Source organism: Pseudomonas sp. G11, from assembly GCF_029457515.1.
Taxonomy (GTDB): Bacteria; Pseudomonadota; Gammaproteobacteria; order Pseudomonadales; family Pseudomonadaceae; genus Aquipseudomonas; species Aquipseudomonas gorinensis.
The window spans coordinates 2,918,764-2,944,699 of record NZ_CP120377.1 but is presented as its reverse complement, the minus strand read 5'-3'; the positions used below and the strand labels follow the sequence as shown (position 1 = coordinate 2,944,699).

General features: G+C 62.7%; 20 protein-coding genes and 2 pseudogenes. 6 read left to right on the top strand and 16 right to left on the bottom strand.

Annotated features, from left to right (window positions below):
• Nucleotide 1 precedes the first annotated feature (1 nt).
• The gene (locus P2T68_RS13665; RefSeq protein ID WP_069076580.1) at nucleotides 2-1,282 is read left to right on the top strand and encodes a TRAP transporter large permease; all 1,281 of its coding nucleotides are present in this window, start codon (nucleotides 2-4) and stop codon (nucleotides 1,280-1,282) included.
• Nucleotides 1,283-1,284: 2 nt separating this feature from the next.
• Nucleotides 1,285-2,142: an aldose 1-epimerase gene (locus P2T68_RS13660; RefSeq protein ID WP_277379751.1), complete on the top strand. Its 858-nt coding sequence runs from the start codon at nucleotides 1,285-1,287 to the stop codon at nucleotides 2,140-2,142.
• On the opposite strand, the pseudogene P2T68_RS13655 reads toward P2T68_RS13660, so the two are convergent.
• The 14 genes and pseudogenes from P2T68_RS13655 to pedF all read right to left on the bottom strand — a co-directional run.
• Nucleotides 2,126-2,251: pseudogene (locus P2T68_RS13655) on the bottom strand (outer membrane lipoprotein carrier protein LolA); the annotation flags it as partial. The gene P2T68_RS13660 and the pseudogene P2T68_RS13655 sit on opposite strands and share 17 nt — an antisense overlap.
• A gap of 2 nt (nucleotides 2,252-2,253) precedes the next feature.
• On the bottom strand, nucleotides 2,254-3,399 hold the full coding sequence (locus tag P2T68_RS13650) for an HlyD family secretion protein (protein WP_024076306.1): 1,146 nt from the start codon (nucleotides 3,397-3,399) through the stop codon (nucleotides 2,254-2,256).
• The gene (locus tag P2T68_RS13645) at nucleotides 3,396-5,039 is read right to left on the bottom strand and encodes an MFS transporter (RefSeq protein ID WP_024076307.1); all 1,644 of its coding nucleotides are present in this window, start codon (nucleotides 5,037-5,039) and stop codon (nucleotides 3,396-3,398) included. Before P2T68_RS13645 ends, P2T68_RS13650 begins: the two co-directional genes overlap by 4 nt.
• A 278-nt stretch (nucleotides 5,040-5,317) precedes the next feature.
• Nucleotides 5,318-6,796, bottom strand: coding sequence for a DASS family sodium-coupled anion symporter (locus P2T68_RS13640; RefSeq protein WP_168232108.1), 1,479 nt, complete (start codon nucleotides 6,794-6,796; stop codon nucleotides 5,318-5,320).
• A 79-nt stretch (nucleotides 6,797-6,875) separates the two neighbouring features.
• Complete coding sequence (locus P2T68_RS13635) at nucleotides 6,876-8,246, bottom strand: hybrid sensor histidine kinase/response regulator (RefSeq protein WP_024076309.1); 1,371 nt, start codon at nucleotides 8,244-8,246, stop codon at nucleotides 6,876-6,878.
• On the bottom strand, nucleotides 8,230-9,393 hold the full coding sequence (gene ercA / locus P2T68_RS13630) for an alcohol dehydrogenase-like regulatory protein ErcA (RefSeq protein WP_024076310.1): 1,164 nt from the start codon (nucleotides 9,391-9,393) through the stop codon (nucleotides 8,230-8,232). Before ercA ends, P2T68_RS13635 begins: the two co-directional genes overlap by 17 nt.
• Before the next feature lie 127 nt (nucleotides 9,394-9,520).
• The gene (pqqA, locus tag P2T68_RS13625; protein ID WP_010209364.1) at nucleotides 9,521-9,592 is read right to left on the bottom strand and encodes a pyrroloquinoline quinone precursor peptide PqqA; all 72 of its coding nucleotides are present in this window, start codon (nucleotides 9,590-9,592) and stop codon (nucleotides 9,521-9,523) included.
• Between the two features lie 620 nt (nucleotides 9,593-10,212).
• Entirely contained in the window at nucleotides 10,213-11,190 is a 978-nt protein-coding gene (locus P2T68_RS13620; RefSeq protein WP_033902000.1) for an IS5 family transposase, read from the bottom strand.
• 70 nt (nucleotides 11,191-11,260) lie between these two features.
• The gene (locus P2T68_RS13615; RefSeq protein WP_024076311.1) at nucleotides 11,261-12,781 is read right to left on the bottom strand and encodes an aldehyde dehydrogenase family protein; all 1,521 of its coding nucleotides are present in this window, start codon (nucleotides 12,779-12,781) and stop codon (nucleotides 11,261-11,263) included.
• Between the two features lie 121 nt (nucleotides 12,782-12,902).
• A complete protein-coding gene (locus P2T68_RS13610; RefSeq protein ID WP_024076312.1) occupies nucleotides 12,903-14,678 on the bottom strand; it encodes a PQQ-dependent methanol/ethanol family dehydrogenase in 1,776 nt (591 codons plus the stop codon).
• Between the two features lie 136 nt (nucleotides 14,679-14,814).
• The gene (locus P2T68_RS13605; protein ID WP_277379476.1) at nucleotides 14,815-15,747 is read right to left on the bottom strand and encodes a quinoprotein relay system zinc metallohydrolase 1; all 933 of its coding nucleotides are present in this window, start codon (nucleotides 15,745-15,747) and stop codon (nucleotides 14,815-14,817) included.
• Between the two features lie 16 nt (nucleotides 15,748-15,763).
• A complete protein-coding gene (locus P2T68_RS13600; protein ID WP_069077433.1) occupies nucleotides 15,764-16,525 on the bottom strand; it encodes a quinoprotein dehydrogenase-associated SoxYZ-like carrier in 762 nt (253 codons plus the stop codon).
• A 21-nt stretch (nucleotides 16,526-16,546) separates the two neighbouring features.
• The gene (locus tag P2T68_RS13595; RefSeq protein WP_168232105.1) at nucleotides 16,547-17,422 is read right to left on the bottom strand and encodes a transporter substrate-binding domain-containing protein; all 876 of its coding nucleotides are present in this window, start codon (nucleotides 17,420-17,422) and stop codon (nucleotides 16,547-16,549) included.
• Between the two features lie 3 nt (nucleotides 17,423-17,425).
• Nucleotides 17,426-17,887, bottom strand: coding sequence for a cytochrome c-550 PedF (gene pedF / locus P2T68_RS13590; protein WP_024076316.1), 462 nt, complete (start codon nucleotides 17,885-17,887; stop codon nucleotides 17,426-17,428).
• A gap of 255 nt (nucleotides 17,888-18,142) precedes the next feature.
• Here pedF and exaA point away from each other — a divergent pair, with 255 nt between their 5' ends.
• The 3 genes and pseudogenes from exaA to P2T68_RS13575 all read left to right on the top strand — a co-directional run bounded on the left by exaA (nucleotide 18,143) and on the right by P2T68_RS13575 (nucleotide 22,486).
• Entirely contained in the window at nucleotides 18,143-20,038 is a 1,896-nt protein-coding gene (gene exaA, locus P2T68_RS13585; protein ID WP_024076317.1) for a quinoprotein ethanol dehydrogenase, read from the top strand.
• Nucleotides 20,039-20,335: 297 nt separating this feature from the next.
• Complete coding sequence (locus tag P2T68_RS13580) at nucleotides 20,336-20,983, top strand: pentapeptide repeat-containing protein (protein ID WP_024076318.1); 648 nt, start codon at nucleotides 20,336-20,338, stop codon at nucleotides 20,981-20,983.
• Between the two features lie 127 nt (nucleotides 20,984-21,110).
• Nucleotides 21,111-22,486 (top strand): annotated as a pseudogene (locus tag P2T68_RS13575) (IS3 family transposase).
• Nucleotides 22,487-22,581: 95 nt separating this feature from the next.
• Here P2T68_RS13575 and P2T68_RS13570 read toward each other — a convergent pair.
• Nucleotides 22,582-23,208, bottom strand: coding sequence for a response regulator transcription factor (locus P2T68_RS13570; RefSeq protein ID WP_277379475.1), 627 nt, complete (start codon nucleotides 23,206-23,208; stop codon nucleotides 22,582-22,584).
• Entirely contained in the window at nucleotides 23,205-24,467 is a 1,263-nt protein-coding gene (locus P2T68_RS13565; protein ID WP_102624303.1) for a histidine kinase, read from the bottom strand. Before P2T68_RS13565 ends, P2T68_RS13570 begins: the two co-directional genes overlap by 4 nt.
• Before the next feature lie 279 nt (nucleotides 24,468-24,746).
• On the opposite strand from P2T68_RS13565, the gene P2T68_RS13560 reads away from it, so the two are divergent.
• Complete coding sequence (locus P2T68_RS13560; RefSeq protein WP_150095378.1) at nucleotides 24,747-25,931, top strand: ABC transporter substrate-binding protein; 1,185 nt, start codon at nucleotides 24,747-24,749, stop codon at nucleotides 25,929-25,931.
• The last annotated feature ends 5 nt before the right edge of the window (nucleotides 25,932-25,936 follow it).

Genomic DNA, 25,936 nt, shown 5'->3' with positions numbered 1-25,936 from the left:
TATGGACGCATTGATTCTGTTGGGCAGCTTTATTGCCTTGATCCTGATCGGCATGCCGGTGGCCTACGCCCTGGGTTTGTCGGCATTGATTGGCGCGTGGTGGATCGACATCCCGTTCCAGGCCCTGATGATCCAGGTGGCCGGCGGGGTAAATAAATTTTCGCTGATGGCGATTCCGTTCTTCGTGCTGGCCGGGGCGATCATGGCCGAGGGCGGCATGTCGCGCCGCCTGGTGGCGTTTGCCGGCGTGCTGGTGGGCTTTGTGCGCGGCGGCCTGTCCTTGGTCAACATCATGGCCTCGACGTTTTTCGGCGCGATCTCCGGTTCGTCGGTGGCCGACACGGCCTCGGTCGGCTCGGTGCTGATCCCGGAGATGGAACGCCGTGGCTATCCCCGAGAATTCGCCACCGCGGTGACCATCAGCGGTTCGGTGCAGGCACTGTTGACGCCGCCCAGCCATAACTCGGTGCTCTACTCCCTGGCAGCGGGCGGCACGGTGTCGATCGCCTCGTTGTTCATGGCCGGTGTGGTCCCCGGCCTGTTGATGAGCGCGTGCCTGATGGTGCTGTGCCTGATCTTCGCCAAAAAGCGCAATTACCCCAAGGGCGAAGTCATTCCCTTGAAGCAAGCGCTGAAAATCTGCGCCGACGCGCTGTGGGGCCTGATGGCCATGGTGATCATCCTCGGCGGCATCCTCTCCGGCATCTTTACCGCCACCGAATCCGCCGCGATCGCGGTGCTGTGGGCGTTCTTCGTGACCATGTTCATCTACCGCGACTACAAATGGAGCGAACTGCCCAAGCTGATGCACCGCACGGTACGCACCATTTCCATCGTGATGATCCTGATCGCCTTCGCCGCCAGCTTCGGCTACATCATGACCCTGATGCAGATCCCGGCGAAGATCACCACGCTGTTCCTGACCCTGTCGGACAACCGCTACGTGATCCTGATGTGCATCAACGCCATGCTGCTGTTGCTCGGCACGGTGATGGACATGGCGCCGCTGATCCTGATCCTTACCCCGATTTTGCTGCCCGTGGTGCTCGGCATCGGCGTCGACCCGGTGCACTTCGGCATGATCATGCTGGTGAATCTGGGCATCGGTTTGATTACGCCGCCGGTGGGCGCGGTGCTGTTTGTGGGGGCGGCCGTGGGCAAGGTCAGTATCGAGCGGACCGTGAAGGCGTTGCTGCCGTTCTATGCGGTGCTGTTCCTGGTGCTGATGGCGGTGACCTACGTTCCGGCGCTGTCGTTGTGGCTGCCCAGTGTGGTGCTGTGATGATGATTGAACTTGAAGATAACCTCACCCACCTGACCTTGAACCCGGCCGTGGGCGGCAGCATCGTCAACTGGACAGTGCGTGCCACCGGGCAGCCGTTGCTGCGACACAACGATGAGCAGGCGATCCATACCGGTTTGCCGGGCAAGCTGGGGTGCTATCCGTTGGTGCCCTGGTCCAACCGCATTGCCCATGGCGGTTTCGACAACCCCGACGGTTGGCTGGCACTCACGCCCAACAGCCTGACCGATCCACTGCCGATTCATGGCTCAGCCTGGCAGCACGGGTGGCAAGTGGTCAGCCAGGCGGCGGATGAGGTGGTGCTGGCGCTCGAATGCGCCACGCCGTTTGCCTACCGCGCCGAGCAGCGTATTCGCTTGAGCGACGGGGTTCTAGGTATCGAACTGCGGGTGACGCACCAGGCCGCAACAGCGGCGTGGCATGGCGTGGGCCTGCATCCGTACTTTCCACGCCGACCGGGCACCCGGTTGCAGGCCAAGGCCGCACAGGTGTGGATGAGTGATGCGTCCAAGCTGCCGACCGGGTTGGCGGCGGTGCCGGGAGAGTGGGATTTCCAGGCATTGAAAAACCTGCCCGAAGGCGTAGTGGACAATGGCTTTTGCCAGTGGGACGGGTACTGCCGGATCGAACAGCCAGAACTGGGTTATGCGCTGGAATGCCAGGCCAGCGGGGCCGATTACTTCCTGCTGTACTGCCCGCCGGGGTTGGGGTTCTTTTGCATCGAGCCGGTGAGTCATCCGGTGAATGCTCATCACCTGCCAGGGCGGCCGGGCCTGACACTGCTGGAACACAACCAGTCGGTCCAACTCAATTTCAACCTGAAATACACCCCCCTGTAGGAGCGAGCTTGCTCGCGAAAAACCTCAGGGCAACGCGGGGCATCAGGCCCCCCGCGTTATCGTTGACGATCTTCGCGAGCAAGCTCGCTCCTACAGGGATCAGCGCCATGCTCAAGGTGGGGAGTTTTTCAGGCGCCCAGCCGTGTCGATACTCACCACCACCGACAACCCCGGCCGCAGCCGTTCACTCTCAGCCTGATCCGGGTCCACGGTAATCCTTACCGGCACGCGCTGGGCAATCTTCACAAAGTTGCCCGTGGCGTTATCCGCCTGCAACAGGCTGAACTCCGAGCCGGTGGCTGGGGATATATGCTGCACCGTGCCGCGAAACTTGCGGTGGTTCAGCGCATCCACGGTGAAGGTCACCGGTTGGCCCACCTGCACGTTGTTCATCTGGGTTTCCTTCATATTCGCGATCACCCACAGGTGCTTCGGCACCAGCGCCATCAACTGCGCGCCAGAGTTGACGTAGGCACCCAGCCTCACGCCAATCTGCCCCAATTGACCGTCACGGGGTGCAGTAATGCGGGTGTTGGACAGGTCGATACGCGCCAACTCCAACGCCGCTTCGGCACTGGCCACCGCCGCTTCCAGGGAACCGCGATTGACGATGACCGTCTGCAAATCCTGCCGCGCGATTTCCAGGCTGGCCTGGGCTTGCGCGACCGCCGCAATAGTCTGTGCATGGGCGGCGCGGGTTACGTCCAGCTCGCGCTTGGACACCGAACCGTCGCTGATCAACGCTTCATTGCGCCGCAAGTCGGCGGTGCTTTTGCGCGCCTGCGCCTGGCTGTCCACCAATGCGGCCTGGCGCAGTTTGATCGTTGCTTCTGCACTGTTGCGTTGCTGCACCACATTGGCCAGTGAAGCCTTCTGCACCGCCAGTTGGGCCAGGGCCTGGTCGAGGCGCTGCTGGTAGATGCGGTCATCCAGGCGCACCAGCAAGTCGCCGGCCTTGACGTACTGGAAGTCCTGCACCGGCACCTCGAACACATAGCCGCTGAGCTGCGGGCCGATAATGGTCACCTGGCCGCGCACCAGGGCGTTCTCGGTGGTTTCCACCGCGCTGCTGAACGGCGGCAGCTGCCAGGCGTACAGCACGACCAGCACGCCCACCAGGGCAATCGCGGCAAAGCCCAGGGACGAAAGGATGCGTACCCACAGGGAGCGCGGTTCGGTGACGGTGGCCCCCGGTGGCGTGGTGCCTTCCGGGGTGGCGGCGATGGCATTGGTGGTGGTCGTGGTCGGTTCGGTCATGAAGAGGCGCCGCTGGGTTGAACGGGAGTGGCTGCTTTAGTGGTGCTCATCAGCCACAGACTGCGGATAAAGATCCAGATCATGGTCAGGATCGCGATGATCGCGATCAGCATGAACACATCGTTGTAGGCCATGACATTGGCCTCACGGGTTGCCGCGGTGGCCAGGCTGCGAATCCCCATGAGGTTGCGCAACTCCGGGTCAGCGACGATGCCGCCATAGGCCGAGCCGCCGCCCTGCACGCGGGCGGCCACGCGAGGGTCGAGCAAGGTCAGGTGCTCGACGATCATGCTGGAGTGAAACTTCTCGCGCACCACCTGGAACGTGCCGAGCAACGCCGCGCCGATCAGGCCGCCGAGGTTCTGGCAGATCCCGAACATCACCGAGAAACTCACCAGGTTGCGTGGGTTGGTCAGCACGTTTTTAGTCCCCAGCACCATGGTCGGCCCCAAAAAGAAGGTGCCGCCAAAGCCTAGCAGGAACTGGCTGATATACAGGTTCTGCGGGCGGGTCAGGTTGCTGGAGAAACTGTCCATCACCGAGCCGGTGGCCATCAGCGCCAGGGCAATCACCAGCGGCATCAGCAAGTGCGCCGGGTTGATCGTCAGCGCACTGACCACCAGCCCGCTGATCGCCCCGGCCAGCATCACCACGTACAGCGTGTGCATCTGCTCGTAGCTCATGTTCAACATCTGCATGAACCCCACCGCGCCGGTGGACTGCTCGGACAACACCATGCGAATCAGGATCACCGCCAGCGCCAGGCGAATCATGGTGCCGCTGCCCAGCCAACGGGTCATCAGCAGCGGGTTGGCGCGATTATGCTCAATGGCCAGGCCAGTCATGATCAACACCAGGGAACAGGCCGAGGCCACGCCGATCCACGGCGCTTCCAGCCACCAGTCGATGCGCCCCAAGGACAGCACCGCGCAGAGCAGCGCCACACCGCTGGCGAGAATGGCGAAGGTGAGGAAGTCGAGTTTTTCAAAGGTCTTGAAACGGTCGCCGGGCGGCAACTTGAGCAGGAACACGCAGCCCAGGCAGATCAGCGCCATGCCCAGTTCGAACAGGTACAAGCCGCGCCATTCGGCGATTTGCAGCAGGTCTTCGGAGAACAACCGCGCCAGGGGCAAGGCCAGCTGCGCGGTCCCCAACCCCAGCACCAGCGCCTTCAAGCGCCATTTGGCGGGGAACGCCTGGATCATGTAGTACAAACCCAGGGAACTGAGCGCCGCCCCCACCATCCCGTGGGCTGCCCGCACGGCGATGGCCGAGTTGAGGTCGTTGACGAACAAGTGGCCGAAGGTCACCAGTGCATAGAGCACCAGGAACACCTCGGTAAACGCACGCAGGCCGAATTGCTGGCGAAACTTCACCAGCAGCAGGTTCATGCACACGTTGGTCATCACATAGGCGGCGGGCAACCAGGCCATTTCCGCGGTGGTCGCGCCCAAGGCGCCTTGCAGGTATTGCAGGTTGGCGATCACCAGCGAGTTGCCCAGGCCGCCGGTGATGGCTACGAGTACGCCGACCAAGGCATACAGCCAGCGCTTGTGGGTGGGGTGCAACGGCGTCGACGGCGAGCCCGGCAGGCTCGGGCGCTCGTGAGGCTGCCAGGTGCGGGGGGTGTATTTGTCCATTCGGTGACCTTGATGAGCCGACACGCAAGGTCGGTGACTCCATTACTCAGGGAGTAGTAAACCTGAGAGGAGTTCATCTTGCCATGTTGAAGGGGCAATTGATGCCTGGCGTGGGCAAGGTCAAGTATGGGGGTTGGCGGTGATGGCGGCGTCTGGGCTGACCAGCTTTCTGGGTTGGGTACAGAGCAAGGTCTATCTGGTCCATGGAGATCAAAATGTGAGAGGGGCTTGCCCCCTCCCACATTGGATCTCCTTTGTATTGGAGACCACACGCCCTATCAGATCCAGCCGAGCCAGCTCCAGTAAGTCGCCGCAAACACCAGCATCAGCAGGTAGCCGATCAACGTGACCAAAATCCCCACCTTGGCAAACTGCCGTGCCGTAAACGTCCCAGTCCCCAAACACACCATGTTCTGCGGCGCGTTGATCGGCAGGATAAACCCGTAGCTGACGACAAACCCCAACAGCATCGTCACCCCCAACCGGTTGAATTCCCCCGGCAGGGTCTGCAACACCGCAATCAGGATCGGCAGCAACGCCGAGGTCAATGCCGTGGCGCTGGCAAACCCCAAGTGGATCACGATCAAGAATGCCCCAAGAATCGCAAACACCCCCAGCGGCCCCACGTGGTCCAAGCCGGTGTGCGCCACCACCTGGGAACCCAGCCACTGCCCGGCCTGGGTGGTCAGCAGCGCCGTGCCCAGGCTGATGCCCACGCCAAACACGATCACCGTGCCCCACGGGATACGCGATTGCACGTCCTTCCAGGTCATCACGCCAATGCCCGGCAACAACAGGAACACCAGGCCGGCATAGGTCGTCGAGGTGGTGTCGAAGTTGTGCAGGCGCCCTTCCGTGGCCCAAGCCAGCAGAAGCAGCACCGACACAGCCAGCAGGCGCTTCTGCGGCCCGGTCATCGGGCCGATATCCACCAGCGACTGCGCCACCGCCTCTTTGCCGCCAGGGATGCTGTCGCTTTCCGGCGGCAGCAGCTTGATCACCAGGAACAACAGCACCGCCGACATGATCAGCGCCCATGGCGCCCCCGCGATCAGCCAGTCGATCCACGACACGCGCTGGCCGAGCATCTTGTCCATAAAGCCCACGGTCAGCAGGTTTTGTGCGGCGGCGGTCTGGATGCCGACGTTCCAGATGCTGGTGCCCTGGGCCACCACGATCATCAAGCCCGCAGCGATGTTGGAGCGTTTGTCGACGCCAAACGCAGCGACCACGCCCATCATGATCGGCACCACACAGGCACTGCGCGCGGTGGCGCTGGGGACGACAAGGCTGAGCAGGATAGTCACCGCGATCGCCCCCAGCAGAATGCCGCGCGTGCTGGTGCCCACCCGCGTCAGGGTGACCAGGGCGATACGCCGGTCGAGGCCGGTGTGAGTCATGGCGGCGGCGATGAACAACGCGCCCGCCACCAGCGCGAGCGCGGGGTTGGAAAAGCCGGTAAGCGCCATGCTGATGGCCGGGCTGGAACCGATCAGGTGCGTGGGGTCCTGCAGCGACGGCGCGGTGCCGAGCAGGAACGCCATCAGCGAAGTGATCATGATCGCGCTGGCTTCATACGACACCGCCTCGGTGATCCACACCACCACGGCAAACGCGAGGATCGCCAGCATGCGATGCCCCGCCACCGGCAAGTCGGCGGGCATCGGCAACAGCAGCACCCCGACCATCACCAGCACGGCGACGACCAGGCCCAGGGGCAACTTGAAGGATGCAGCGGTTGTTGCGGGGGCGCTCATGGGGTTCTCCGTCGGCCGTCAAATCAGGCAGGGAGCATGGCGCAAAATGCCGCAGGCGGTGTTGACAGGTATCAAGACCCTAGGCCAATAACTGGCTCAATACCGCCCGCAACTTCCCGGGCTTGACCGGTTTGTTCAACAATGGCGCGTCCAGCCGCCGCAGCATGCGCCGGCATTGGTCGGTGCGGTCAGCCGTGATGATCACCGCGGGAATCGGCTGGTCGAAGTGCTCGCGCAGGTACTTGACCACCTCGCAACCCACCACGCCGTGGTCGAGGTGGTAGTCCGCCAGGATCAACTCCGGCGCCCTGCCCTGCAACGCCAGCAAGGCGCCGGCCTGGTCGGTGGCGGTAACCACCTCGCAGCCCCACTGGCCGAGCAGCGCGCTCATGCTTTCCAGGATGCTGAGTTCGTTATCCAGCACCAGCAAACGCCGCCCCGGCAAGGGGTTGCCCGTCGTCGCTTGCACCGGCAGCTGGCTGATGGCCAACGGCATGTCCTCGCTGATGGGCACTTCGATGCTGAACATCGACCCGCGCCCCGGCCACGAGCGCACCGCCACCGGGTAGCCGAGGATCTCGGCGATGCGCTCGACAATCGCCAAGCCCAGGCCCACGCCCTTGCGGTCCGAGGCGCGGCCGACGTCCAGCTGGTTGAATTCGAGGAAGATCGCGTCGAGCCGATCGGCCGGGATGCCGCGCCCGGTGTCCCACACTTCCAGGCGCAGGCGGTCGCCACGGCGGCGCGCGCCGAGCAGGATGCAGCCGTCGTCGGTGTAACGGCAAGCGTTGCTGAGGAAATTGCGCAGGATGCGCGTGACCAGGCGCAAGTCGGTGCAAATCGCGTAGTGGCCGGTATGCGCGCGCAGATTGAGCCCGGCGGCCAAGGCCACTGACTGGAATTCCGAGACCAGCGGCGCAAACAGTTCATCCAGGCGATACACCGCCACATCCGGCTTGACCGCGGCCTGGTCGAGCCGCGAGATATCCAGCAGGTCGGTGAGCAAATCCTCGGCGCCTTCCAGGGCCTGGTGGGTGCGCTCGACCAGCACCTGCTCGACGCTGGGCAAGTTGCGTTCGCGCAGGGTGGCGATCAGCAGGCGCGCGGCGTTGAGCGGTTGCAACAGGTCATGGCTGGCGGCGGCGAGGTATTTGTCCTTGCTGCGGTTGGCGGCCTCGGCGGCATCGCGGGCATCGCGCAGTTCCTGTTCGACCTGTTCGCGCTGGGCGATCTGCTGTTGCAGGTTGCGGTTGGCTTCCAGCAACTCATCGGTGCGCGCCGCCACCCGTTGCTCCAGCTCATCGTTAAGGCGGATGTAGCGCTTGCGCTCGGCCTCCAGCTCATCGAGCCGCGCGGTCAGTTCCGGGTAATGGCTCTTGCGCGCCGACTGGTCGCCCAGCCCCAGCAACCCGGCCAGGGCGCGCTGCTGGTCGTCAGAGAGCTTCGCCATAGACGACCTCGACGTCACGCTGGCTCGACTCACGGGGGTTGGTGAGGATGCACGGGTCGTGCATGGCATGCTGGGACAGGAACGGAATATCCGCCACGCGCACCCCGTGCAAACCGAGGGTTTCGTGAAAGCCGATCGCGTGTTTCAGGGCAATCAGATGCTCCACCAGCCGCCCCCGAATCTGCCGATGGTTGAGGCCCCGGCAGTCGATGCCGAACGTCTCGGCAATCACCTTGAAACGCTCCGGCGCCGAGTTGTAGTTGAACGCCACCACGTGTTCCACCAGCACCGCGTTGCACAAGCCATGGGGCAGGTCGAGAAACCCGCCGAGGCTGTGGGACATGGCATGCACCGCGCCGAGGATCGCATTGGAGAACGCCAAGCCGGCCTGCATGCTGCCGAGCATGATCTTCTCGCGCAGGGCAATGTCACCAGGGTTGGCGATCATCTGCACCAGGTTGCCGTTGATCAAGCGCATGGCTTCCAGCGCATGGGGATCGGTGAGCGGGCCGTGACCGGTGGACACGAACGCTTCGATGGCATGCACCAGCGCGTCGATACCGGTACAGGCGGACAGGAACGGGTCCATGCTGGCCGTGGTTTCCGGGTCGATCAGCGACACATCCGGCACCACCGCCTTGCTGACGATGGAGAACTTCATGCGTTCCTGTTGGTTGGAAATGATCACGAACTGCGAGACATCCGCCGACGTGCCGGCGGTGGTGGGGATCAGGATCAACGGCGGGCTGGGCACGCGAAGGGTGTCCACCCCTTCGAATTCGAGGATGTTACGCCCATGGGCGACCACAATGCCGATGGCCTTGCCGCAGTCCATGGGGCTGCCGCCACCGATGGCGACGATCACGTCGCAATGGTTGTCGCGGTACACCTCGGCGCCCAGCATCACTTCTTCGACGCGCGGGTTGGGTGACACGTCGCTGTACAGGCAATAGTCGATGCCGATGGCTTGCAGGCTGGCTTCCACATCGGCCACCCAACCCGCGGCGATCACACCAGGGTCGCTGACCACCAGGACCTTGCGCGCACCAAAGGTCTTGGCGTAATTACCGACGTTGTGCCGGCAGCCGGCACCAAAGATGATTTCAGGCGAGACGAATTTACGCAGGAGGCTCAGATTTGGGCTCATTGGAAAGCCTGTTGTTATTATTTTTGGGAGATGCACTTCACACTAACCCATTCGCGGACGAATGCAATCAGACCAAAGGGTCATTCCCAAAACGAGCCCGGCCAGCGCGTGGCTGGCCGGGGGTGGATCAGCGGCTGGCGAAGTACATGGTCACTTCAAAGCCGATACGCAGGTCGGTAAACGCGGGTTTAGTCCACATGGGGCGATCCTCTTGTTGTGCCGGAAGATTCCGGTGAAGGCATTAATGCATGGAGGGATGGGGGTGCGAATGCTACTTTCGAACGAGTGAGGGCACTGCATTAGTCGCGAACGTACAGGGAGCAACATGTGGGAGGGGGCTTGCCCCCGATGAGGGAGTGTCAGTTGAAACAGCTGTGACTGACACACAGCTATCGGGGGCAAGCCCCCTCCCACAGTTGATTGCATTTCAAGTTGAAATCAGAAGAACCCCAACGGATTGATGTCGTAGCTCACCAGCAGGTTCTTGGGACGAGGGTACGAATGCTGCTTTCGAACGAGTGCGGGCACTGCATTGGTCGCGAACGTACGGGGAGCAACATGTGGGAGGGGGCTTGCCCCCGATGAGGGCGTGTCAGCTGAAACAGCTGTGACTGACACACCGCTATCGGGGGCAAGCCCCCTCCCACAGGGGACCGCGTTGCATCGGAGGGTTAGGGAAGGTCTGAAGTAAGCAGCCGTTTTTAACGGCCTCGCTGTCTGAGGTTCAAAAAACACCGACTTAATCGAAAATCAGACCTTTCCTCCTGTCAGTTCACTGTTTTTTGCGGAATAGCACCTTTTCAGGGCTCATTGTCCACATCACAGGCGCACCTCGCCTGCATTCAACAGTCGTTTTCGCATCATCCACAGGTTCGATAAGGCAAACAGTGTGGTCTGCTGCGCGGTGTTTTTCACCAAGCCTCGGAAGCGGACTTTCGTATAACCAAACTGGCGCTTGATCACCCTGAATGGATGCTCAACCTTGGCCCGGACTTGAGCTTTCGCGTATTCGATTTTGCGGCGCATGCGACCGATCAGGCTCTTTTTTGCATGCTTCTTATAGCTGCTGGGGCGCGCTGCGATCGACCAGATCATCTGGCGATGTTGATGCTCCGCACGCTTCTCCACGCCGGTGTAACCGGCATCGCCAGAGACGTAAGTTTCCTCGCCATGCAGCAACTGATCGACCTGAGTCACGTCCGCCACATTCGCCGCCGTGCCCACCACGCTATGTACCAGACCGGATTCAACATCGACACCGATGTGCGATTTCATCCCGAAATAGTACTGATTTCCTTTCTTTGTCTGGTGCATTTCGGGGTCGCGTTTACCGTCCTTGTTCTTGGTCGAACTGGGCGCATGAATGATCGTCGCATCGACCACAGTTCCCTGACGCAGCAGCAAACCTCGGTCGCCCAAATAGCCGTTGATGACCTGCAAAATCCCACCGGCCAGCTCATGTTTTTCCAACAGCCGGCGGAAGTTGAGGATCGTGGTTTCATCCGGAATCCGATCCAAATGCAGCCCGGCAAACTGGCGCAGAATCGTGGTTTCGTAGAGGGACTCTTCCATCGCCGGATCGCTGTAGCCGAACCAGTTTTGCATCAGATGAACCCGCAGCATGGCCATCAACGGATACGCCGGACGACCGCCTTCACCCTTCGGATAATGCGGCTCGATCAACGCAATCAGGCCTTTCCAGGGCACGACCTGATCCATCTCAATCAGGAAACGCTCACGGCGGGTCTGCTTACGTTTGCCTGCGTACTCGGCATCAGCGAAAGACATTTGCTTCATCGGGGCTCAACCGTTCAGTTCGTGGGACAGCCGTATCTCACCAGATTTGGAAGTCTTTTTCAGAGTTTCCTTAGAAGAACCCCAACGGATTGATGTCGTAGCTCACCAGCAGGTTCTTGGTCTGCTGGTAGTGATCCAACATCATCTTGTGGTTCTCACGCCCCACGCCGGACTTCTTGTAGCCGCCAAACGCGGCATGCGCCGGGTACAGGTGGTAGCAGTTGGTCCACACGCGGCCGGCCTTGATCGCCCGGCCCATGCGGTAGGCACGGTTGATATCACGGGTCCACAGCCCGGCACCCAGGCCGAATTCGCTGTCGTTGGCGATCGCCAGGGCTTCGGCTTCGTCCTTGAAGGTGGTGATACCCACCACCGGGCCGAAGATTTCTTCCTGGAACACGCGCATCTTGTTGTGGCCCTTGAGCAGGGTCGGCTGGATGTAGTAACCGCTGGACAGGTCGCCCTCCAGGCGCTCGGCCGCGCCGCCGGTGAGCAACTCGGCGCCCTCTTCCTGGGCGATTTTCAGGTAGGACAGGATCTTGTCGTATTGCTGCTCGGACGCCTGGGCGCCGACCATGGTCTCGGTGTCCAGCGGGTTGCCGCGCTTGATCTTGACGATCTTCTTCATCACCACTTTCATGAAGTCGTCGTAGATCGACTCCTGCACCAGCGCCCGCGACGGGCAGGTGCACACTTCACCTTGGTTGAAGAACGCCAGCACCAGGCCTTCGGCGGCCTTTTCGATGAACTGTGGCTCGGCGTTCATGATGTCTTCGAAGAAGATGTTCGGCGACTTGCCGCCCAGTTCCACGGTCGACGGGATGATGTTCTCGGCGGCCGCATGCATGATGTGCGCGCCGATAGGCGTCGAGCCGGTAAAGGCGATCTTGGCGATGCGCTTGCTGGTGGCCAGCGCTTCGCCGGCTTCGCGGCCAAAGCCCTGGACGATATTCAGCACGCCCGGTGGCAGAAGGTCATTGATCAACTCGGCAAACACCATGATCGACAGCGGCGTCTGCTCGGCCGGCTTGAGCACGATGCAGTTACCGGCGGCCAGGGCCGGGGCGAGTTTCCAGGCCGCCATCAGCAGCGGGAAGTTCCACGGAATGATCTGCCCGACCACACCCAATGGCTCATGGAAGTGATAGGCAGCGGTGTGTTCGTTGATCTCGGCGGCGCCGCCTTCCTGGGCACGGATGCACCCGGCGAAATAGCGGAAGTGGTCAGCGGCCAGGGGCACGTCGGCGTTGAGCGTCTCGCGCACGGCCTTGCCGTTGTCCCAGCTTTCGGTCACGGCCAGCACTTCGAGGTTCTGTTCGATGCGGTCGGCGATTTTCAGCAGCACCAGGGCGCGATCCTGGGCCGAGGTCTTGCCCCAGGCGTCAGCGGCAGCATGGGCGGCGTCGAGGGCCTTGTCGATGTCGGCGGCGTTGGAGCGCGGGAATTCGGCGATCTGCTCACCAGTCACCGGCGAGGTGTTGGTGAAGTACTGGCCGCTCTGCGGCGCGACGAATTCGCCGCCGATGTAGTTACCGTAGCGCGACTTGAAGCTGACGATGGCGCCAGGGGTGCCAGGTTGTGCGTAGATCATGTTAAGGCCTCTGTCTGGGTCCGGGCCTGTCGGTCAACAGGCGATGACCCGATAGTAAAGAGCCCCCGTTGCCGGGCGAATGCGCCGTTGGCAGGGGGGCTCTTGTCATTTGGTCGTAGATTCAGTGTTTGGCGACCAGTTCTTTGGGCAGCTTGAAGGTCCAGAGCATGCCGCCCTGGTTGAAGTCCTTGATGCGCTTGGCCACTTCACCGCCCCACAACGGCACCGCGCCGCCCCAGCCGGAGAGCACCGAGACGTACTGTTCGCCGTCCATTTCCCAGGTCACAGGCGAGCCGAGTACGCCGGAACCGGTCTGGAATTCCCAGACCTTCTCGCCGGTCTTGGCGTTGAACGCCTGCAGGAAACCTTCCGGCGTGCCGGTGAACACCAGGTTGCCCTTGGTGGTCAGCACCCCGCCCCACAGCGGCGCGAAGTTCTTGTGGCGCCAGACTTCCTTGCCGGTCTTCGGGTCGATGGCACGCAGTACGCCGATGTAGTCTTCGTTCAACGGCTTGATGGTGAAGCCCGCCCCGAGGAACGCCGCGCCTTTTTTGTAGGCGATGTCTTCGTTCCAGATGTCCATGCCCCATTCGTTGGACGGCACATAGAACAGCCCGGTGTCACGGTTGTAGGCCATCGGCATCCAGTTTTTCGCGCCGAGGAACGCCGGCGCGACGAACACCGAGGTGCCTTTGGTTTCACCGCCCGGTGCGCCTGGGCGGCTGGCTTCGTTGTAGATCGGCCGGCCGTCCTTATCCAGGCCGCTGGCCCAGGTGATCTTGTCGACAAACGGGAAGCCACGGATGAACTTGCCGTTGGTGCGGTCGAGCACGTAGAAGAAGCCGTTACGGTCGGCGGTGGCCGCCGCTTTGATTTCCTTGCCACCTTCGGTGTAGTTGAAGGAGACCAGCTCGTTCACGCCGTCATAGTCCCAGCCGTCGTGGGGCGTGCTCTGGAAGTGCCACTTGATGGTGCCGTCATCCGGGTTCAGCGCCAGGCGCGAGGATGAATAGAGGTTGTCGCCGGGGCGCAGGTGCGAGTTCCACGGCGCCGGGTTGCCGGTGCCGAACAGCAGCAGGTTGGTTTCCGGGTCGTAGTAGCCGCCCAGCCATGGCGCCGCGCCGCCGGTCTTCCACAGGTCGCCAGGCCAGGTCTTGCCCGCCTCGCCGCCGGAAATACCGTTCTCCACGGCCTTGCCGTCCTTGTAGACATAGCCCATATGGCCTTCGACGGTTGGACGCATCCACAGCAGGTCGCCGTTTTTCGGGTCGTAGGCCTGGATCTTGCCCACCACGCCGAATTCGCCACCGGCCACGCCGGTAATCAGCTTGCCGTTGACCACCAGGGGCGCGGCGCTGATCGAGTAACCTTCCTTGTGGTCGGCAACCTGCTTGCTCCACACCACTTTGCCGGTGTCTTTATTCAGCGCTACCAGCTTGGCATCGAGGGTGCCGAAGAACACCAGGTCGCCGTACAGCGCCACACCACGGTTGATCACGTCGCAGCAGGGGCGGATGTCATCGGGCAGGCGCGCATCGTACTGCCAGAGTTTCTTGCCGGTGCGCGCATCCACCGCGAACACCCGCGAGTAGGAACCGGTGAGGTACATCACCCCGTCCTTGATCATCGGCTGCGCCTGCTGGCCGCGCTGTTTCTCGCCGCCAAAGGAGAAGGCCCAGACCGGGCGCAGGTCCTTGACGTTGTCCACATTGAGGGTGTCGAGCGGGCTGTAGCGCTGGCCCTGCACGCCCAGGCCGTTGGTGACGATCTGCCCAGGGTTTTTCGGGTCCTGGAGGATGTCCTGGTCGGTCACGGCGGCCATGGCTTGGCCGGATAACAGAATGGCACCGAGCAACACACTCAAGGCGAAGGGTTGGCGGCGTGCGGGTTGGGTCATGACGGCTACCTCTGCGGTTTTTTTGTTATACCCGGGAAATTTTCCCGGTCTGGTAGCGATTCTTGGGCGCAGGGGCAGTTGTCACAATTGACCGCAGTATCGAGATTGCTAGTTCCTTAGTAGCGGGTCTGGCCGCTCAGCGCGCCGAGTCGACGCGTTGCATCTGCTCGCGCTCATAACGCGGATACAAGTGGCTGACGCTGCGGATCAGTTCGTAGCGGCTCAGGCTGATGGCGGCGAAACGCTCGGGAATGGGGCCGCGGATCATCTCGGCCATGTCGCTGCCTTGGGCGGCACCGTCGCGCAGCAATTGGTCGAGCCAGGTGAGGTAGTCGCGCATCTGGGCGAAGGGCTGCGCGTCACTGGCGACCGGGCCGTGGCCGGGCACGATCAACGTCCAGGGCAAGGCTTGCAGGGTGTCGAGGTCGGCCAGCCACGCCGTCAACCCAGGGCTGTTGGGCGTGGTAAGCGCGCGTTGGTAGAACACCAGGTCGCCGGTAAACAGTACGCCAGTGCTCTGGTCGAGAATGGCCAGGTCGGCGCCGGTGTGGCCGGTCAATGCGAGCAGGCGCAAGTCGTGGCGGCCAACGCTCAGCACACCGGGTTCCAACACCTGGGTGGGCAACACCACCTCGGTGCCGCGCATCCAGTCGCCGACCATGCGGTAGAGGTTTTCCGCCATGCCGTCGCCTTGCTCATGCAGCAGGCGCGTGGTGTCGGCCAGGGCGCCGATGGGCACGTCCTTGAACGCCTGGTTGCCCAGCGCATGGTCGGGGTGATGGTGGGTAATCAGCACCTGGATCACCGGCTTGGGGGTGACGCGGGCGATGGCCTCGCGCATGGCTTCGCCGTAGCGCCGCGACGGGCCGGTGTCGATCACCACCACGCCCGCCTCGGTGACGATAAAAGCGGTGTTGACGATATTGCCGCCATTGGCCTTGGCGAAGTTGTCGGTACTGCCTTCGAGCAGCCAGGTGTCATCGGCGATCAACCGTGGCTTGAGGGCGTAGTCCAGGTCCGCCAGCGCGGGCAGGCTCAAACTCAGGCACAGCAATAGAATCCAGCGCATGCCGCGCTCCTTCTGGTCAGGGAATGGCGGCGTCGAATTCATTGCCACTGTTGTCGCGCAACACCAGGCGGGTCGGCCCTGGGGCGTCGATATCAAAGGCCAGGTTGGGGTTTTCGCTGACCGCCGGGAACAGCTCCAGCTCGGCCAGCACCTGGCCGTCCTGGCCCCGCAGTTGCGCATGGTTGAGGTAGAACTCGGGGATGCCGCTGACCATGCCGTTGTCCATCGGATGCGCCACCTGCACGCGCACCCGACTGAACTCGCCACGCGGGTAACGCCCGCCGAGCACTTCACCGATGTGTTCTTCCCAGCCGGGCTGGGTGCGTACCACGCTGGGCGCGGTGCAGCCGCCGCCGGCCGCATCGATCAGGGTCGAGCCGACGTGCCACAGCCCGTCGTCGGTGAGCACTGCCGCGCGCAACGGCGTGGCCTGTTCGATACGAATCCGCAGCGATAGCCACGGCAGCACCCCGGCCTTGGGCTGGAAGTCGACGATCTTCGGCAATGGGTTGAGCTCGGCCCAGGCGAGGATTTTCAGCACATGGCCCTTGAACGCCCGTGCGTCGATCTCCAGCGGCACCTGGCGCGCATCTTCGGCAAACGGCGGCGCCAGCAGCTTGACCCGTTCGTCGAACACAAACGGCGCTTCGGCCAGGAACTGCTTGTGGTAGAACGCCCACATCACCGACGGCACCGGATCCTTGCCTGGCTCGACGTCCACGGCGTGGGCCGCCAGCGGTAACCAGCAGGCCAGCAGGCAGCTCAGTCGCACGTTCAGTCGCCAGATCATCGCCTGCTCCTATTGGTACATCTCGGGCACTTCGTATTGCAGGCCGTAATGGCTGTAGATGGCTTGCAGCGAACCGTCGCGGATCAGGCCTTCAAGGGCCTCTTCCACCGCGTAGGCCAACTGGCGATTGCTTTCATGCACCGCCATGCCGATTTCCCAGCGTTGCCTGCCCATGTTCGGGTAGGCGTTCTCGGCCAGGGCCAGTTGCGGGTCGTGGGCCTCATGCACCTGCCAGTCGATTTCGCCACGCATGGCCATCACCGCATCGACCTCGCCGGCCTTCATCGCCGCAAAGGCCTGGGGCACGCCGGGGTAGTGATGGGTCTTGCCGGCAAGCATGCCGTTGAACACCGAGGTCAGGTAGAACGACGGCACGCTGTCGACTTCGACGCCGACCGGGTGCTGCTCGAACACCGCCACGCTGGCGACCTTGTCCAGGCGCCGGCGATCGTAGGCCACCTGCCATTGTTCGTTCTGGTAAGGCCCGAACATCACCACATGGCCGTTTTCCAGCTCGCCCTGGTCATTGCGCTTTTGCGCGTAATCGCGGTCGTAGGGCGCGCGCATCATCAGGTCGGCCAATTGCTGGTTGTGCAACGGGCTGCCGCGCCAGATGTAGTCGCGCAGGTCGTCGTCAAGCTTCTCGCCGGCCGGCGCCCAGATCAACGTGAGTTGCACCCCCAGCGCCTTGGCCAGGGCCTGGGCCAGCTCCACGTCGACCCCACGCGGGGTGGTGCCGTCTTCAAAGCTGTAGGGGGCAAAGTCCTTGTACACCGCCACTTTCAGTTCGCCGTCGGCGATCATCTGGTCATAGCTGCGCACCTGTGCCTGTGCCGTCTGGCAACACAGCAGGGCCAGGCCAAGCACATAAGCGAACAGGCGCATGGCTTACTCCTCGACGTGCACGGTGTCCAGGTAGGTGCGCACGGCCCACAAGGCTTCCTGGCTCAGGTAGTCGGCCATCTTCGGCATATACACCCGGCCGTCGCGTACCGCGCCATGACGCACGCGCTCGACGAACCACTCATCACCGGCTTCGCCCACGTCGAGCATGCGCAGGTCGGGGGCGATGCCGCCGGACTTGGCTTCCAGGCCGTGGCAGGCGGCGCAGTTCTGGTTATAGGCGGACGAGCCGATTTCCACGGCCCGGTCGTGTTCAGGGGAGGTGCGGTACGGATTGACCGCCGCCCAGCCGTCTTCGTTGACCGGCACGCCGGCGTCCTTGATCGAGGTCAGGCCCTTGGTTTCCACGGCTTGCGGGACCACGTTGCCATGGGCCCAGGCGGAGCCCGCAGCGATCACACCGGCCAACAGCCCGGCGACAAGCAAGGCGTTGTGTTTTGTTGTCATTATTTTTGCCCTCAGGATTGCACGCAAAACCTCATTGCAGAGGCTATGGCAACCATCTTAGAAACCCCGGGGCATGGGCCGTATGCTGCTTTGGTGGCCGGCTTATCCTCCCTTGGTAGTAGGGCTTGTGGGGCACGCCTAAAACAGCGGCGCCACGGGAAGTCTTCCCGGCCACAGCGGGCGTTTTTCCGTATCCGTCCGGCCCCCTGACGCGCCACCCTGTGCAGGCCAAAACCTCCACTGGGAACTGCAACCATGACAATAAGATCGCTACCCGCCCTCTCACCTTTAAGCCTTGCCGTGCAAGCCTTCGTGCTGGTGGGCAGCCTGTCCCTCAGTGCCGCGGGCTATGCCGCCGCCGAGCCTGCGGCCAAGCAAACCCGCAACGTCACCTGGGAAGACATCGCCAACGACCACCTGACCACCCAGGACGTGCTGCAATACGGCATGGGCACCAACGCCCAGCGCTGGAGCCCGCTGGCCCAGGTCAACGACAAGAACGTGTTCAAGCTCACCCCAGCCTGGTCCTACTCGTTCGGCGATGAGAAACAACGCGGCCAGGAATCCCAGGCCATCGTCAGCGACGGCGTGGTCTACGTGACCGGCTCCTACTCCCGCGTGTTCGCCCTCGACGCCAAGACCGGCAAGCGCCTGTGGACCTACAATCACCGCCTGCCCGACAACATTCGCCCCTGCTGTGACGTGGTCAACCGGGGAGCGGCGATCTTCGGCGACAAGATCTACTTCGGTACCCTCGACGCGCGCCTGATCGCCCTCGACAAGAACACCGGCAAAGTGGTGTGGAACAAGAAGTTCGGCGACCACGCCGCTGGCTACACCATGACCGGCGCCCCGGTGCTGATCAAGGATAAGGTCAGCGGCAAGGTGCTGCTGATCCACGGCAGCTCCGGCGATGAGTTCGGCGTGGTCGGCCAGCTGTTTGCGCGCGACCCGGACACCGGCGAAGAGGTCTGGATGCGTCCGTTCGTGGAGGGCCATATGGGCCGCCTCAACGGCAAGGACAGCACGCCGACCGGCGACGTGAAAGCCCCGTCGTGGCCGGATGACCCGACCACCGAAACCGGCAAGGTCGAGGCTTGGAGCCACGGCGGCGGCGCACCTTGGCAGAGCGCGAGCTTCGATGCCGAGACCAACACCATCATCGTCGGCGCCGGCAACCCCGGCCCGTGGAACACCTGGGCGCGCACCTCCAAGGACGGCAACCCCCACGATTTCGACAGCCTCTACACCTCCGGCCAGGTCGGCGTCGACCCGAGCACCGGTGAAGTGAAATGGTTCTACCAGCACACGCCGAACGATGCCTGGGACTTCTCCGGCAACAACGAACTGGTGCTGTTCGACTACAAGGACAAGGACGGCAAAGTGGTCAAGGCTACCGGCCATGCCGACCGCAACGGCTTCTTCTACGTGGTCGACCGCAACAACGGCAAGCTGCAGAACGCCTTCCCGTTTGTCGACAACATTACCTGGGCCAGCCATATCGACCTGAAGACCGGCCGCCCCGTGGAAAACCCAGGCCAGCGCCCGGCCAAGCCATTGCCGGGTGAAACCAAGGGCAAACCCGTGGAGGTCTCTCCGCCGTTCCTGGGCGGCAAGAACTGGAACCCCATGGCCTACAGCCAGGACACCGGCCTGTTCTACATCCCGGGCAACCAGTGGAAAGAGGAATACTGGACCGAAGAGGTCAACTACAAGAAGGGCTCGGCCTACCTGGGCATGGGCTTTCGTATCAAGCGCATGTATGAGGACCACGTCGGCACCCTGCGCGCGATGAACCCCACTACCGGTAAGGTGGTGTGGGAACACAAGGAACACCTGCCGTTGTGGGCCGGCGTGCTGGCGACCAAGGGCAACCTGGTGTTCACCGGGACCGGCGATGGTTTCTTCAAGGCCTTCGACGCGAAAACCGGCAAGGAGCTGTGGAAGTTCCAGACCGGCAGCGGCATCGTCTCGCCGCCGATCACCTGGGAACAGGATGGCGAGCAGTACATTGGCGTCACCGTCGGTTATGGCGGCGCGGTGCCGTTGTGGGGCGGCGACATGGCCGAGCTGACCAAGCCGGTGGCGCAAGGCGGGTCGTTCTGGGTGTTCAAGATCCCGAGCTGGGATCAGAAAACCGCGCAAAAATAACCCCTGCGAGAATGCCGGGCCGCCTTTTGCAGTAAGCGGGCTCCTGTGGCGAGCGGGCTTGCCCTAATGCCGTTCAGTTAAGCGTACATCGCCTTCTGTAGGAGCGAGCTTGCTCGCGAAAAACGTCAACGATAACGCGTGTTTCCTGAGTGAACGCGGCGCCTGTGAGTTCTTCGCGAGCAAGCTCGCTCCTACAAAAAAGCCTTAACTGAACGGCATTAGGGCAAGCCCGCTCGCCACAGTAAGCCCGCTTGCCACAGTAAACCCGCTCCCCACAGGATCCCTAGAGGTTGCACGATGAACTACCTGCCCTTGTTACTCCTGCTCTCCCTGCCCCTGGCGCACGCCGACGACGGCGACGACGCCCCACTGGTCGTCAACGGCTGTACGATCGCCGAACACAGCCAATGCCCCGGCGCCAACCTCAAGGGCGCCAACCTCAGCAACCAGGACCTGAGCAGAATGAACCTGGCCGGTGCCGACCTGCGCGACGCCGATTTGCGCCATGCCAACCTCGACCTGGCCAACCTGGAAAAAGCCCGGTTGCAGGGCGCCAACCTGACCCGCGCCAGCTTGCAGCAAAGCAACCTGCGCCTGGCCGACTTCACCGGCGCGACGCTGATGGCGATCCAGGGTTGGGGTCTGTTTGCCCAGGGCGCACAGTTCGAAAACGCCAACCTCAGCGCGGCCTACCTGCAATTCGCACGGCTGTCGGGGGCAAAAATGCACAAGGCCAACCTGCGTGCCGCCGACCTGGAAATGACCTGGCTGAGCAAGGCCGACCTGCAAGGAGCGGACCTGAGCGATGCGAATCTACAGGAAGCCAAGTTCGGCGAAAGCAACCTGGAACAGGCCACGCTCACCGGCAGTCGCCAGCACTATGCGAACTTTCAGGATGCCAATATGGAAGGCTGCAAAGACTGTCCTACCACCTGGAATCGCTAGACCACCACGATTCAAAATGTGGGAGGGGGCTTGCCCCCGATGGCGGTGGATCAGTCAATGCCTGAGTGACTGAAGCATGAAGTGCGCCCCAGAAGTTGGACACCCATCCAATTTCTGGGGCGTTTTCATGAGCAAGTACACCACGCAGTTCAAGCTATCTGCCATCACCGCTTTCCTTGAGCGAGGCCGAGGGTTTCGCCGGGTCGCCGCTCAATTTCAAATGGACCCCACCTTGCTTCGTCGTTGGGTCGAGGCTTATCGATTACACGGTGAGGCCAGCTTGAGCAGTACCGGCCAGCGTTACAGTGCCTTGTTCAAGTTCTCTGTTCTGCGGCGCATGTGGGATGACTCCCTTTCCTTGCGCCGCGCAGCGGCGCTTTTCAACTTGGGGGATTCCACTCAGGTGGGCAGATGGCAACAGCAGTATTACAGTGGCGGTATTGAAGCCCTGGAGTCAGGGAAAAGAGGACTGAGCACCGCTATGCCTAAACCACCTGCTAAACCACGCAAAACCGCTGCCCCACTCACCAGCCCTGAGCCTGAGCACAAGACGTTACTTGATGAGCTCCAATACCTACGGATGGAGAACGCTTATCTAAAAAAGCTTGGGGAGTTAGGCGAGGCGGTGATGAGGCGGGAGAAAGAACAGAAGAAAAAGCCCGATTAGTCAGTGAGCTTAAGCAACACTTTCCCTTGCGTGACTTGCTCAAGCTAGTGAGCCTTGCGCGAAGTACGTACTACTACCAACTCAAGGCGATGGGCGTTGCGGACCGATTTTCCTCGATCAAAGCTTCTATCCAGACCATCCAAAACGAGCATAAGGGCCGCTTTGGTTACCGTCGGATGACGCTAGAACTACGTAAAGAAAGATCGCTGATCAACAGTAAAACGGTACGACGACTGATGGGGGAGCTGGGTCTGAAATGCACGGTGCGGCCTAAGAAATACAGGTCGTATAAAGGGCCGATGGGCGAAGTGTCGCCCAACACCTTGGCTCGTCAGTTCGAGGCTGAGCAACCGAATCAGAAATGGGTGACGGATGTCACCGAGTTCAAAGTGGCCGGCAAAAAGCTGTACTTGTCCCCAGTTTTGGACTTGTACAACGGAGAAATCGTGGCCTATCAGACGGCAATACGTCCCCAATATGCCTTGGTGGGCGAGATGCTGGAAAAAGCTATTGAAGGCTTACCTGAGGGCGGCAAGCCAATGCTGCATTCAGATCAAGGCTGGCACTATCGATATCCAAAGTACCGGGAGAGGCTAGAAAAAGCAGGGCTGGAGCAAAGCATGTCACGCAAAGGAAACTGCCATGACAACGCCACAATGGAGAGTTTCTTCGGCACGCTGAAGTCAGAGTTCTACTATCGGGAAAGCTTTGAAAGCGTGGAGCAGTTGCAAGCGGGGCTGGATGAGTACATCCATTACTACAACCATAAGCGAATCAAAGTGAAGCTTGGCGGACTGAGCCCTGTAGCGTACAGGACCCGGTCCGCTGTAGCCTAACCAACAGCTGTCCAGCTTTTGGGGCGCACTTCAGCACCGCTATCGGGGGCAAGCCCCCTCCCACATTTGAAGGGTGTAAAACAGAGAGAAAACTGTCAGCCCGCTACGCGCACCACGCCCATGTCGATCCCCAGATGCACCAGTTCGGCATGGGAACTCACCTGCAACTTGCTCTTGAGCAAGGTCAAGTGGTTGGACACGGTCTTGCTGCTGATATTCAGCTGGTCGGCAATCGCCCGGGTAGGCGTGCCCTTGGCCAGCATCAGGAAAATCTCCAGCTCGCGCGGGGTCATGCCCTGCAGGCGTTGATCGCTGGGGGTGTAGGCCAGCTCGGTGGCCAGGGCCTGTTCGATATAGGCGTGGCCGTCGAGGATGCGCCGCACCGCTTCGATCAACACCTCGGGCGCCGAGATTTTGGTCAGGTAGCCTGAGGCCCCCGCCTCCAGGGCCTGGCGCACCAGCGGTAATTCGTCGTGCATGCTGAAGAACAGCACGCGCAACTGCGGCAGGCGCTGGCGCAGGCGGCGCGTGGTTTCCAGGCCGCTGATACCGGGCAGGCCGAAGTCCATGATCACCAGGTTCGGCACCGCTTCCTGCACGCGGCTGAGGGCTTCTTCACCACTGGCCGCCTCGCGCACTTCAATGGCCGGCAGCAGCGCCCGCAACAGGCTGGCATAGCCCTGGCGCACCACCGCGTGGTCATCCACCAACAGAATATTCATGAAGCCTCCAACGGCATGTTCAACGCCAGCGCCCAACCGGCGCCGGGATGGCTGAGGATTTTCAGTTCGCCGCCCAGGCAGCGCGCGCGTTCGGCCATCGAATACAGGCCGACACCCGGGCGCTGCGGCGTGTGTGCACCGCGCCCGTTGTCGCGCACCCACAGGCGCAGGCGCGAACCGCGACGGTGCAGGCGCACGCAGACATGGCTGGCGTCGGCATGCCGCACGACATTGGTCAGGGCCTCCTGGAGCAGGCGGTAGAGGTGGGTCTTGCTCGCTCCGGACAATGCCGGCAAATCGGTGCTGACCCGTAGCCGGCAATCGATGCCATGGCTGGCCTGCCACTGCGTGACCAGCATCGAAAAAGCCTCGGCCATCGGCAGGTGTTGCAAGGCCACCGGGTACAGGTCGTGGACCAGCGCGCGGAAACCTTGCTGCAAGTGGTCACAGTGATCTTCCAGTTGCGCCACCGTGCGCGCCAGCAATGGCGGCTGGTCGGTGACCAGGCGTAACAGGCAGGCCTGGGCGCGAATGCCGGCCAGGTATTGGCCCAGGTCATCGTGCAGGGTCTGGGCCAGGTGATTGCGCTCCTGCTCCTGCACCGCCATCAGGGTCTGGGTCAGTTGGGTGTTGTCGGTGCGCGCCTGCTCCAGGGCGTGGGTCATGCGGTTGAAATGCAGCGCCAGTTGCCGCGCTTCCGGCGACCCCGCGCTGTGCAGACGGACATTGAGCTGGCCGGCGCACACCTGTTGCAGCGCACGCAGCAACTCATCGAGCACGCCCATGCCACGGCGCACCGCCCAACGGATGGTCAACAGGCTCAAGGCCAGCGCCAACGCGCACAGGCCCAACAGTTGTTGCAGAGAGTCCCAGACTTCGTCGATTTCGTCCCGTGGGTCGACCGCGATCGACACGCGCCGGCCGTCCGGCAAGTCCAGTACCTGGGGACTGCGCCGCGCCTGGGCAAACAGCAGGCGGCCGAGCCAGGCGTCAAGGCCGTCTGCCGCCGGTGCCTGCAAGGTTTCGCCAGGCCCCAGCCAATGCACGCGCACATGACGCAGGCTGGCGGTGAGGTGCGGTTGCAGGCTGGCGGGGTCGCGCTCGGCGGTTTCGCTGAGGTAGTGCACCACCGCTTCGGCCGATTGCAGCTCGCGCTCCACATCCGCCAAGGCCTGATGCATCAACAGGCCAGTGCAGGCGCAGGTGACCAGGGCGAAAAAGCCGCACACCCACAGGTTGATGCGCCACAGCGCCGACATGCCTAGCGCGCCACGCTGGCGGGCACGCTCGACGCCGGGCGTGGTGCGTGCAGCTTGTCGACGCCGATCAGGCTGACGATCAGCAGGAACGGTAGGAGCAGGACCTTGAGGATGTGCATGAGCGTTCATCTCCCGAGTGAGCGCGACGCGGATGCCCCATGCTAAGACCGCGCCACGCGCGCGGGGCTACTACCTTGGTACTGCCCCAGCGGTACTTTCTGCATATTTGCAGCGCCCCCAAGGGTTCCTATGCTGGCGCTACCTGTCATGGAGTGCCTTATGCGCCAGCTCGCCCCCTACGCCGTGCTGTACCTGCTGGCGATCGCTTGCGCCGCCGGGGTGGCCAGCGCCAGCCAGGCTGCCGAGGCGCCGCTGGCGGTACAGATCGGCTACCTGGGCTACCGGCCGGATCCGGGGCCGCTGCTGTCGAATGTGATCCCCGAGCCGAGCGATGCCGGGCAACGCGGCGCCGAGCTGGCGATCATCGACAGCAACAGCACCGGCGCCTTTCTCAACCAGCGCTACAGCCTGACCAGCGCCACGGTGGACACCCCCGAGGCCCTGCTCGCCGCCGCCCAGGCCCAGCACGCCCAGGGCCTGCGCCTGTTCGTGGTCAACGCCCCCGCCGCCAGCCTGCGCCAACTCAGCGCGGCACTGCCCGACAGCCTGCTATTCAACGCAGGCAGCCCGGATGACAGCCTGCGCAGCACCGACTGCCTGGGTAACGTGCTGCACAGCCTGCCGAGCCGGGCCATGCTCGCCGATGCCCTGGCGCAGTTCATGGTGGTGCGCAAATGGCAAAAGGCGCTGCTGATCGTCGGCCCCACCGAGGATGACCAAGCCTACGCCGCCGCCCTGCGCCGCGCCGCCAAGCGTTTCGGCGTGCAGCTGGTGGCGGAAAAAGCCTGGCGTTTCGATAACGACCAACGCCGCAGTGCCCAGGCGGATATGCCGCTGTTCACCCAGACCGCCGAATACGACGTGGTACTGGTGGCCGATGAGCGCGGCGACTTCGGCGAGTACGTGCCCTACCAGACCTGGTACCCGCGCCCCGTCGCCGGCACTCAGGGCCTGACGCCCACCGGCTGGCACAAAACCGTCGAGACCTACGGCGCCGCGCAATTGCAAAAACGCTTCGAGGCCCTGGCCGGGCGCTGGATGAACGACCGCGACTTCGCCGCCTGGATGGCCGTGCGCAGCGTCGCCAGTGCGGTCAACAAGTTGCGCCAGGTCGAGCCCATGGCCATCCGCCAACTGGAGATCAGCGAACAATTGCCACTGGACGGTTTCAAGGGCCGCAAGCTCAGCTACCGCCCGTGGAACGGCGAGTTGCGCCAACCGATCCCGATCGTGCAGCCCCGCGCCCTGGTCAGCACCTCGCCCCAGGACGGTTTCCTGCACCCCTTCAACGAAATGGACAGCCTGGGCTACGACAAGCCCGAGGTGACCTGCCGCTTCCCCTGATCGCT